The organism is Streptomyces sp. NPDC056948, assembly GCF_042674225.1.
GTDB classification, from domain to species: domain Bacteria; phylum Actinomycetota; class Actinomycetes; order Streptomycetales; family Streptomycetaceae; genus Streptomyces; species Streptomyces purpurascens.
Window position 1 is genome coordinate 1 of the sequence record NZ_JBHUQX010000343.1, and the last position, 10499, is coordinate 10499.

Consider the following 10499-nt stretch of genomic DNA (forward strand, 5'->3'; position numbering starts at 1 on the left):
CAGTACGGGCGGCCCCCCTCTTTTTTGCGCATCGGCCTTTTTGCCAGCGTCGTCGGTGTTGTCAGCGCTCCGGCCTCGCCGAGCCGTGGTAGCGGCGCTGCTGGGGCGGGACGCCGTCCTGCGACGGGCGGTGGCCGTTCTCCCAGGGCGGCGGCAGGATCGCGTCCGCCGTGTTGACCCGGGGCAGGGCGTACGGGTGCTCGTCGGCCAGCCAGCGGATCATGTGCTCGCGGACCGTGACCCGCACCGTCCAGATGTCGTCCGCGTCCTTGGCCGTCACCAGGGCCCGCACCTGCAGGGTGCTCGGGGTGGTGTCCGTGACGCACAGGTTGTAGGCGCGGCCGTCCCAGGCCGGGCACTCGCGCAGGATGTCGCGGAGCTTCTCGCGCATCGCGTCCACGGGGGCCGTGTGATCGACGTGCCAGAAGACGATGCCGGTCATCTGCGGGGTGCCGCGCGACCAGTTCTCGAACGGCTTGGACGTGAAGTACGAGACCGGCATGGTGATCCGGCGCTCGTCCCAGGTGTGGACGGTCAGGAACGTCAGCGTGATCTCCTCGACCGTGCCCCACTCGCCGTCCACCACCACGGTGTCCCCGATGCGCACCATGTCGCCGAAGGCGATCTGGAACCCCGCGAACATGTTGCTCAGCGTGGACTGGGCGGCGACACCGGCGACGATGCCGAGAATGCCGGCCGAGGCCAGCAGCGAGGCGCCCGCCGCCCGGAACGCCGGGAACGTCAGCAGCATGCTCGCCGTGGCCACCACGCCGACGACCGCGGACACCACCCGCATGATCAGCGTCACCTGGGTGCGCACCCGGCGGACCCTGGCCGGGTCGCGGTGGGCCCGGGCGCTGGCGTACCGGCTGTAGGACGTCTCGACGATCGCCCCCGCGATACGGATCACCAGCCAGGCGGCCGATCCGATGAGCAGCAGCGTCAGGGCCTGGCCCAGGCCCTCGCGGCGGTCGTCCAGCAGCTGTGCCTCGTCGTACGACCCTCTCAGGAGGGCCGCGAAGAGCACGAGCTGGTAGGGAATGCGCCCGCGGCGGAGCAGACCCCACAGCTGGGTCTCGTGGTGTCGTTCGTCGGCCTTGCGCAGCAGGAAGTCGGTGGCCCAGCCGATCACCAGCGTGAGCACGACCGAGCCACCGACCACGATCAGCGGTCGCAGCAGGTTCTCCATGCCCCCGAACCTAACCGGCTCACGGCGGTCATGAACATGTGACTTCCGTCCGGTCGTGGGTACTGCCGCGATCTGGCGTTGTCACACCCGGCTGGCACCATGACCTCATGAACATCATGCTTTTTCACTCGACCCAGGGTCTGCGGCCCGCGGTGCTCCAGGCCGCTGACCGGCTGCGCACGGCCGGACACGAGGTGTGGACGCCCGACCTCTTCGAGGGGCGCACCTTCGAGACGGTCGAGGAGGGCATGGAGCACCAGGAGAAGATCGGCAAGGACGAGCTGCTGAAGCGGGCCGTGCTGGCGGCCGCGCCCTACTCCGAGCGCGGGCTGGTGTACGCGGGATTCTCGCTCGGCGCCTCGATCGCCCAGACCCTCGCCCTCGGCGACGACAAGGCGCGCGGGCTGCTGCTCCTGCACGGCACGTCGGACATCGCGCCGGACGTCACGGCGGACGACCTGCCGGTCCAGCTGCATGTGGCGGAGCCGGATCCGTTCGAGACGGACGACTGGCTCAGCGCCTGGTACCTGCAGATGGGCCGGACCGGCGCGGACGTCGAGGTGTACCGGTACGCCGGGGCCGGCCACCTCTACACCGACCCCGATCTGCCGGACTACGACGAGGAGGCCGCCGAGGCCACCTGGCGGGTGGCGCTCGGCTTCCTCGACAGCTTGTAGCGGCCGCTCACACCGGGTCGTAGACCCGCTCGAGCTTCTGCGTGCCGCTGCGTGTGCGGTAGGAGCGGGTCCACTTGGCGGTCGCGTCGCGTTTCGCGCGGTCGGACAGGACGTAGTAGTCCATCTGCGCGCGCTCGGCCGTGATGTCCAGGACGCCGTAGCCGTGGCGGTCGGTGTCGACCCAGTGGACGTGCCGGTTGGCGGCGCGGATGACGGGTGAGGCGACCGCGGAGACCGTGCCCTCCGGGACCTTGACGATGTCGTCGAGGTTGTCCGAGGTGACCGAGGTGACGACGAACTCCGTGGCGGCGGACGGGGACAGCGGGTACGTGCCGGCGTCCACCGGTACGTCGTTGGCCCAGGCCATGTGGATGTCGCCGGTGAGGAAGACCGTGTTGCGGATCGCGTTGGCGCGCAGGTGGGCGAGGATCTCGCGGCGGTCGTCGGTGTAGCCGTCCCACTGGTCGGTGTTGAGGGCCAGGCCCTCCTGCGGCAGGCCGAGCAGCTTGGCGAGGGGCTTCAGCAGGTCGGCGGAGAGCGAGCCGATGGCGAACGGCGAGATCATCACCGAGTTGCCGACCAGCCGCCAGGTGGTGTCGGACGCCTTCAGCCCCGCCTTGAGCCAGTCGAGCTGGGCGCGGCCGGTGAGCGTGCGGTCCGGGTCGTCGACCTCGCCGTTGCCCACCTTGACCTGCTGCGAGCGGAAGGACCGCAGGTCCAGCAGCGAGAGGTCGACCAGCTTGCCGAAACGCAGCCGGCGGTAGGTGGTGCCCGCGATCGCCGGACGCACCGGCATCCACTCGAAGTAGGCCTGCTTGGCGGCGGCCTGGCGGGCGGACCAGGCGCCCTCCGCGCCCTCGGTGTGGTTCTCGGCACCGCCCGACCAGGCGTCGTTGGCGAACTCGTGGTCGTCCCAGATGGCGACGACCGGGGCCGTGGTGTGCAGGGCCTGGAGGTCCGGGTCGGTCTTGTACCGCGCGTGCCGGATGCGGTAGTCGGCGAGCGTGACGATCTCGTGGGCCGGGGCGTGCGGGCGTACGACCGTGCCGCGCGTGCCGTACTCGCCGGTGCCGTACTCGTAGATGTAGTCGCCGAGGTGCAGCCAGGCGTCCAGGTCGCCGCGGGCCGCGAGATGGCGGTACGAGGAGAAGTAGCCGGCCTCCCAGTTGGCGCAGGAGACCACGCCGAAGCGGAGGTTCGTGACGGCCGCGTCGGCCGCCGGGGCGGTGCGGGTGCGCGCGGCGGGGGAGTCGGTGCCGCCGGAGGAGAAGCGGAACCAGTAGTCGGTGGCCGGCCTGAGGCCCCGGATGTCGGCCTTCACCGTGTGGTCGGAGGCCGCCGTCGCGGTGGTCGAGCCCTTGGCGACGATCGTGGCGAACGCCCGGTCCTCGGCGACGATCCAGCTCACCTCGGTGTCCGGGCCCAGCCCGGAGCCGGGTATGGCCTCCGGGACGGGGGTCACGCGGGTCCAGAGCAGGACGCCGTCGGGCAGGGGGTCACCGGAGGCGACGCCGTGCAGGAAGGCGGGAGCCTGGCCGGCGGCGCGCGCGGGCAGGGAGGCGGCGAGCGGCCCGGCCAGGACAGCGGTCGCCGCCGCGGCCTTGACGACCGTACGGCGGCGAGGGTTGAGGGAGTTGATGCCCTCGGACGTCTTCGATGATCTGTATCGACTGGTCACGGACGATCAGGTTACTGATCGGTATGCACCAGAGCGGGCGAACTCCGGAAATTCGCCCGCTCTTCACGTGGTGGCCCGTGCCGGACCAGCCGTCACTTCTTGAGGGCTTCGCCGACCACCCTGTTGAAGTCGGCCACGGTCATCAGCGGCGTGCCCTGGCTGTCGGCGGTGAGCTGCTTGCCGTCCATGGCGAAGCCCGGGGTGCCCTTCACGCCCTCCTTGTTGTCGTCGAAGGTCTTCGACATGGCCATCGCCCAGGCGTCGTAGGTGCCCTTCTCGACCGCGTCCTGGAACTTCTTGTTGTTCTTCAGCTCGGGGACGGTGTTCGCGACCTTGATGAGGTAGCTGTCGTCCTTGAACTTGTCGGTCGTCTCGTCCGGGTGGTTCTTCGCCGAGTACAGCGCGGCCTTGTAGTCGAGGAACGCGTCGTCGCTCACGTTCAGCGCGGCACCCAGGGCGCTCAGCGCGTTCTTGGAGCCCTCGCCGTTGTCCTTGTTGTCGATGAACGTGGCGCCGATGAACTGCATCTTGTACTTGCCGTCGTCGATGTCCTTCTTCACGGTCGGACCGACGGTCTGCTCGAACTGGGCGCACACGGGGCAGCGCGGGTCCTCGTAGACCTTCAGGGTCTTCTTGGCCGAGTCCTTGCCGATGACGACCGTGGTGCCCTTGGCGCCCGTGGTGTTGGCAGGGGTGACGACCTTGGCGTCCTTCTGGCCCTCCCAGTAGCTGGGCTTGTTGGCCTGGACGACCGCGTAGCTGATGCCGCCGGCTATCGCCAGGACGCCGACGATGGAGCAGGCGACGACGATCTGCCGCTTGACCTTCGCGCGCTTGGCGTCGCGCTCACGCTCGGCGCGCAGCCGCTCGCGGGCCGCCGTCTTCGCCGCCTGGGTGTTCCGCTTGCTCATGGTGATGTTCTCCGTAAGGGGACGCGCACACGTGGGTGTGCGGAATGCGTAGGGGGACTGCCTGTGCTCGAAGGCTCGAAAGCTCTATAAGTGCGGGAGCGCCTCAGACGAAGGCGGGTGAGCACGGCGGTCCACGCCGCCCCAGGGAGTACGTGAGGATCCGGTCGCGGGCGGTGGGCGTGCGGTCGGCGGCGCGCGAGGGCAGACACCGCCCGGCCGGAGCCCGCTCCACCGCGACCGCGGAGACCGCCAGCAGCAGCGGCCGGACCCGGGTGGAGACCGCCGCCGCCACGGCCCGCAGCAACTGGGCCAGGGCCCGCTCGCCGCGGCGCAGCCATACGGCGGCGAGCAGGCCCACGCCGATGTGCGCGCCGAGCAGCAGCCAGGCCGTGGCCGGGTCGGCATGCGCGACCGCGGCCGCGAGCCGGTCGGTGCCGGTGGCCCCGGCCATCCGCGCCAGCGGGGTGCCCACCTCGCCGCCCCCGCACAGCACGTCCAGGCCGACCGAACGCAACGGACCGGCGACCGGGCCGCCCGCCCGGCCGTAGCAGGCGTGCTGACCTGTGGTGAACACCGTGTCGGCGGCCAGTTCCAGCGGGATCAGCAGGGCCGCGATCCTCCCGAAGGAGCGCTCGCGGCCCGCCAGGGCGTACGCGATCACGAACACGGCGGCGGCGACCGCGGCCACCGTGCTCAGTGGGAGCGGGACCTGGGACAGCAGCACGTGCGACGCGGTGCTGAGCGTCACGACCACTGCCGTGAACAGCGCCGCGCGTACGGCTCTGAGCTGGATCCCGGATATGTCCATAGCGAAGGGAGAGTCTGTCATGGGGGCCGGTAAGGGACCCCTAAAGGATGCCTGTGAGGGCGCGGATGGCAAAGGCCCCGGCTACAGGCCCGGGATCCGGCCGTTGCGGAACAGGTCCACGAAGGTCTGGTGGTCGGCACGCGCGCGTGCGCCGTAGCTGTGCGCGAAGTCGACCAGCAGCGGCGGGAAGCCGTCCTCGTCGGCCGCGATCGCCGCGTCGATGGCCCGCTCCGTGGAGAACGGCACCAGGGACTCCCCGGACTGGTCGTCCGCCGCCGAGTGCATCGTGGCCGTCGCCCGGCCGAGGTCGGCCACCACCTGGGCGATCTCCTCCGGGTCGTCGATGTCGCCCCAGTCGAGATCCACCGCGTACGGCGAGACCTCGGCGACGAGCTGGCCCGAGCCGTCCAGCTCCGTCCAGCCCAGCCACGGGTCGGCGTGGGCCTGGAGGGCGCGCTGGGAGATGACCGTGCGGTGCCCCTCGTGCTGGAAGTAGTCGCGCATCGCCTGGTCCGTGATGTGCCGGGAGACGGCCGGGGTCTGGGCCTGCTTGATGTAGATCACGACATCGTTCTCCAGGGCGTCGCTGTGGCCCTCCAGGAGGATGTTGTACGACGGCAGCCCCGCCGAGCCGATGCCGATGCCGCGCCGGCCGACGACGTCCTTCACGCGGTAGGAGTCCGGGCGGGCCAGGGAGCTGTCCGGCAGCGTCTCCAGGTAGCCGTCGAAGGCGGCGAGGACCTTGTAGCGCGTGGCCGCGTCCAGCTCGACGGAGCCGCCGCCCGGCGCGAAGCGGCGCTCGAAGTCGCGGATCTCGGTCATCGATTCCAGCAGGCCGAACCGGGTCAGCGAGCGGGCGTCACGCAGCGCGTCCAGCAGCGGGCCCTGCGCGGTGTCCAGCGTGAACGGCGGCACCTCGTCGCTCTTCGCACCCGTGGCCAGGGCGTGGATCCGCTCGCGGTAGGCGACCGCGTAGATCGTCACCAGCTCGGAGATCTGCTCGTCGCTGAGCGCCTTCGCGTACCCGATCAGCGCGATGGACGCGGCGAAGCGCTTCAGGTCCCAGGTGAAGGGGCCGACGTAGGCCTCGTCGAAGTCGTTGACGTTGAAGATCAGCCGGCCGTTCGCATCCATGTACGTGCCGAAGTTCTCCGCGTGCAGGTCGCCGTGGATCCACACGCGCGAGGTGCGCTCGTCCAGGTACGGGCCGCCCCGCTTCTCGGCGTCGAGGTCCTTGTAGAAGAGGCACGCCGTGCCCCGGTAGAAGGCGAAGGCCGAGGCCGCCATCTTCCGGAACTTCACACGGAACGCGGCCGGGTCGGCGGCCAGAAGCTGGCCGAAGGCGGTGTCGAAGACGGCGAGGATCTCCTCACCGCGGTGCTCCTCGTCGAGCGGCGGGAACGACATCGCTGGGTGCCTCCTGGTGCAGATGTTTCAGGGCGGCAGGTCCGCCCTTTGACTAACGTGCGGAGGGCCGCGGGAGTGCCCCCGGCCTTCGCATGAAGGTACGCGGGTCAGACCTCGGAGTGTCAGTGCCGAGGCATAGACTTCGACGCTGTCCCCCAGACTGTGCGCAGCCTGTCGGACCCCATTCGACCCATGTTCTCCCTGGAGGCCGAAGCCGTGTCAAAGCCGCCGTTCACGCACCTGCACGTCCACACCCAGTACTCGCTGCTGGACGGTGCCGCGCGGCTGAAGGACATGTTCAACGCGTGCAACGAGATGGGCATGTCGCACATCGCCATGTCCGACCACGGCAACCTCCACGGGGCGTACGACTTCTTCCACACCGCGCAGAACGCCGGGGTCACGCCGATCATCGGCATCGAGGCGTACGTCGCGCCCGAGTCCCGCCGCAACAAGCGCAAGCTCCAGTGGGGCCAGCCGCACCAGAAGCGGGACGACGTCTCCGGTTCCGGTGGCTACACGCACAAGACGATGTGGGCGGTGAACAGCACCGGCCTGCACAACCTCTTCCGGCTGTCCTCCGACGCGTACGCGGAGGGCTGGCTGCAGAAGTGGCCCCGGATGGACAAGGAGACCATCTCCAAGTGGTCCGAGGGGATCGTCGCCTCCACCGGATGCCCCTCCGGCGAGCTCCAGACCCGGCTGCGCCTCGGCCACTTCGACGAGGCCCTCAAGGCCGCCGCCGAATACCAGGACATCTTCGGCAAGGACCGCTACTTCCTGGAGCTGATGGACCACGGCATCGAGATCGAGCGCCGGGTCCGTGACGGCCTGCTGGAGATCGGCAAGAAGCTCGGCATCCCCCCGCTGGTGACCAACGACTCGCACTACACCTACTCGCACGAGGCGTCCGCCCACGACGCCCTGCTGTGCATCCAGACCGGCAAGAACCTCTCCGACCCCGACCGCTTCAGGTTCGACGGCACCGGCTACTACCTGAAGTCCACCGACGAGATGTACGCCATCGACTCCTCGGACGCCTGGCAGGAGGGTTGCGCCAACACCCGGCTGATCGCCGAGATGGTCGACACCACGGGCATGTTCGAGAAGCGCGACCTCATGCCCAAGTTCGACATCCCGGAGGGGTACACGGAGGTCAGCTGGTTCCGCGAGGAGACCCTGCGCGGCATGCACCGCCGCTTCCCGGAGGGCATCCCGGACGACCGCACCAAGCAGGTCGAGTACGAGATGGACACCATCATCTCGATGGGCTTCCCGGGCTACTTCCTCGTGGTCGCCGACTTCATCATGTGGGCCAAGAAGCAGGGCATCGCGGTCGGCCCCGGCCGAGGCTCCGCGGCCGGCTCGATCGTCGCCTACGCCCTCGGCATCACCGACCTCGACCCCATCCCGCACGGCCTGATCTTCGAGCGGTTCCTCAACCCCGAGCGCATCTCCATGCCCGATGTCGACATCGACTTCGACGAGCGCCGGCGCGTCGAGGTGATCCGGTACGTGACGGAGAAGTACGGCGCCGACAAGGTCGCCATGATCGGCACCTACGGCACCATCAAGGCCAAGAACGCGATCAAGGACTCCGCGCGCGTGCTGGGCTACCCGTACGCGATGGGCGACCGCCTCACCAAGGCCATGCCCGCCGACGTCCTCGGCAAGGGCATCAACCTCGACGGCATCACCAACCCCGAGCACCCCCGCTACTCGGAGGCGGGCGAGATCCGGGGGATGTACGAGAACGAGCCGGACGTGAAGAAGGTCATCGACACCGCCAAGGGCGTCGAGGGCCTGGTCCGCCAGATGGGTGTGCACGCAGCCGGCGTGATCATGTCCAGCGAGACGATCACCGACCACGTCCCCGTCTGGGTCAGGCACACGGACAAGGTCACCATCACCCAGTGGGACTACCCGAGCTGTGAGTCGCTCGGCCTGCTGAAGATGGACTTCCTCGGCCTGCGCAACCTGACGATCATGGACGACGCCGTCAAGATGGTGAAGTCCAACAAGGGGGTCGACATCGACCTCCTGAGCCTCCCGCTCGACGACCCCACGACCTTCGAACTGCTCCAGCGCGGCGACACCCTCGGTGTCTTCCAGTTCGACGGCGGCCCGATGCGCTCCCTGCTCCGGCTGATGAAGCCGGACAACTTCGAAGACATCTCCGCCGTGTCGGCCCTGTACCGGCCGGGCCCGATGGGCATGAACTCCCACACGAACTACGCCCTTCGAAAGAACGGCCAGCAGGAGATCACGCCCATCCACAAGGAGCTCGAAGAGCCCCTCAGGGAGGTCCTGGACGTCACCCACGGCCTGATCGTCTACCAGGAGCAGGTGCAGAAGGCCGCCCAGATCATCGCCGGGTACTCGCTCGGCGAGGCCGACATCCTCCGCCGCGTCATGGGCAAGAAGAAGCCCGAGGAACTGGCGAAGAACTTCGTCCTCTTCCAGGAGGGCGCTCGCAAGAAGGGCTTCAGCGACGAGGCCATCCAGGCCCTGTGGGACGTGCTGGTCCCCTTCGCCGGCTACGCGTTCAACAAGGCGCACTCCGCCGCGTACGGCCTGGTCTCGTACTGGACCGCGTATCTCAAGGCGAACCACCCCGCCGAGTACATGGCCGCCCTGCTCACCTCGGTGAAGGACGACAAGGACAAGTCGGCCGTCTACCTCAACGAGTGCCGCCGCATGGGCATCAAGGTGCTCCCGCCGGACGTCAACGAGTCGATGTCCAACTTCGCGGCCCAGGGCGACGACGTGATCCTGTTCGGCCTCTCCGCCGTCCGCAACGTCGGCACGAACGTCGTCGAGTCGGTCATCAGGTGCCGCAAGGCCAAGGGGAAGTACGTCTCCTTCCCGGACTACCTCGACAAGGTGGAGGCGGTGGTCTGCAACAAGCGCACCACCGAATCGCTGATCAAGGCCGGCGCCTTCGACGCCATGGGCCACACCCGCAAGGGCCTCACCGCGCACTACGAGCCGATGATCGACAACGTGGTCGCGGTCAAGCGCAAGGAGGCCGAGGGCCAGTTCGACCTCTTCGGCGGCATGGGCGAGGCCGAGACCAGCGAGCCGGGCTTCGGTCTTGACGTGGAGTTCTCCCCCGACGAGTGGGACAAGACCTATCTGCTCGCCCAGGAGCGGGAGATGCTCGGTCTGTACGTCTCCGACCACCCGCTGTTCGGTCTGGAGCACATCCTGTCCGACAAGGCGGACGCGGGCATCTCCCAGCTGACCGGAGGTGACTATTCCGACGGCTCCGTGGTGACCATCGGCGGCATCATCTCGGGCCTCCAGCGCAAGATGACCAAGCAGGGCAACGCCTGGGCCATCGCCACCGTCGAGGACCTCGCCGGCTCGATCGAGTGCATGTTCTTCCCCGCGACCTACCAGCTCGTCTCGACCCAACTCGTCGAGGACGCCGTGGTGTTCGTCAAGGGCCGCCTCGATAAGCGCGAGGACATCCCGCGGCTCGTCGCGATGGAGCTGATGGTCCCGGACCTGTCGAACGCGGGTACCAACGCGCCCGTGATCCTCACCATCCCGGCCACCCGGGTCACCCCGCCGCTGGTCAGCCGCCTCGGCGAGGTGCTCAGCCACCACAAGGGCGACAGCGAGGTCCGGATCAAGCTCCAGGGGCCGACCAAGACCACCGTGCTGCGGCTGGACCGGCACCGCGTGAAGCCGGACCCGGCGCTCTTCGGTGACCTGAAGGTGCTGCTCGGACCGTCCTGCCTGGCCGGCTGAGGCAGGGCCCGGGGGAGCGGGACGACGGAGGCTCTCGATGCGCGTGAGGGGCGTACCCGGTACCGGGTACGCC

At 69.0% G+C, this 10499-nt stretch carries 7 protein-coding genes; 2 read left to right on the plus strand and 5 right to left on the minus strand.

Translation table 11 applies throughout. From position 1 onward, the window contains the following. Nucleotides 1-61: 61 nt before the first annotated feature. Nucleotides 62-1189, minus strand: coding sequence for a mechanosensitive ion channel family protein (locus ACFTZL_RS33330; protein ID WP_382590497.1), 1128 nt, complete (start codon nt 1187-1189; stop codon nt 62-64). Between the two features lie 62 nt (nt 1190-1251). Between ACFTZL_RS33330 and ACFTZL_RS33335 the strand changes: the two genes are divergently transcribed. Then, entirely contained in the window at nt 1252-1866 is a 615-nt protein-coding gene (locus ACFTZL_RS33335) for a dienelactone hydrolase family protein (RefSeq protein WP_382590509.1), read from the plus strand. A 7-nt stretch (nt 1867-1873) separates the two neighbouring features. On the opposite strand, the gene ACFTZL_RS33340 is transcribed toward ACFTZL_RS33335, so the two are convergent. The 4 genes from ACFTZL_RS33340 to ACFTZL_RS33355 all read right to left on the minus strand — a co-directional run bounded on the left by ACFTZL_RS33340 (nt 1874) and on the right by ACFTZL_RS33355 (nt 6670). Further along, nucleotides 1874-3544 carry an alkaline phosphatase D family protein gene (locus ACFTZL_RS33340; RefSeq protein ID WP_382590500.1) on the minus strand — a complete coding sequence of 557 codons (1671 nt, stop codon included), beginning with the start codon at nt 3542-3544 and terminating at the stop codon, nt 1874-1876. A 92-nt stretch (nt 3545-3636) separates the two neighbouring features. Continuing rightward, a complete protein-coding gene (locus ACFTZL_RS33345) occupies nt 3637-4455 on the minus strand; it encodes a thioredoxin domain-containing protein (RefSeq protein WP_382590503.1) in 819 nt (272 codons plus the stop codon). A gap of 103 nt (nt 4456-4558) precedes the next feature. Continuing rightward, a complete protein-coding gene (locus ACFTZL_RS33350) occupies nt 4559-5263 on the minus strand; it encodes a hypothetical protein (RefSeq protein ID WP_382590511.1) in 705 nt (234 codons plus the stop codon). An 81-nt stretch (nt 5264-5344) separates the two neighbouring features. Then, on the minus strand, nt 5345-6670 hold the full coding sequence (locus ACFTZL_RS33355) for a DUF2252 domain-containing protein (protein WP_382590506.1): 1326 nt from the start codon (nt 6668-6670) through the stop codon (nt 5345-5347). A 216-nt stretch (nt 6671-6886) separates the two neighbouring features. Here ACFTZL_RS33355 and dnaE point away from each other — a divergent pair, with 216 nt between their 5' ends. Continuing rightward, complete coding sequence (gene dnaE, locus ACFTZL_RS33360; RefSeq protein WP_382590514.1) at nt 6887-10426, plus strand: DNA polymerase III subunit alpha; 3540 nt, start codon at nt 6887-6889, stop codon at nt 10424-10426. Nucleotides 10427-10499: the final 73 nt, after the last annotated feature.

Bases quoted from the DNA above. Each gene is read 5' to 3' on its own strand.
- ACFTZL_RS33330 (WP_382590497.1), bottom strand. From the start codon at position 1,189: ATGGAGAACCTGCTGCGACCGCTGATCGTGGTCGGTGGCTCGGTCGTG.
- ACFTZL_RS33345 (WP_382590503.1), bottom strand. From the start codon at position 4,455: ATGAGCAAGCGGAACACCCAGGCGGCGAAGACGGCGGCCCGCGAGCGG.
- ACFTZL_RS33350 (WP_382590511.1), bottom strand. From the start codon at position 5,263: ATGGACATATCCGGGATCCAGCTCAGAGCCGTACGCGCGGCGCTGTTC.
- ACFTZL_RS33355 (WP_382590506.1), bottom strand. From the start codon at position 6,670: ATGTCGTTCCCGCCGCTCGACGAGGAGCACCGCGGTGAGGAGATCCTC.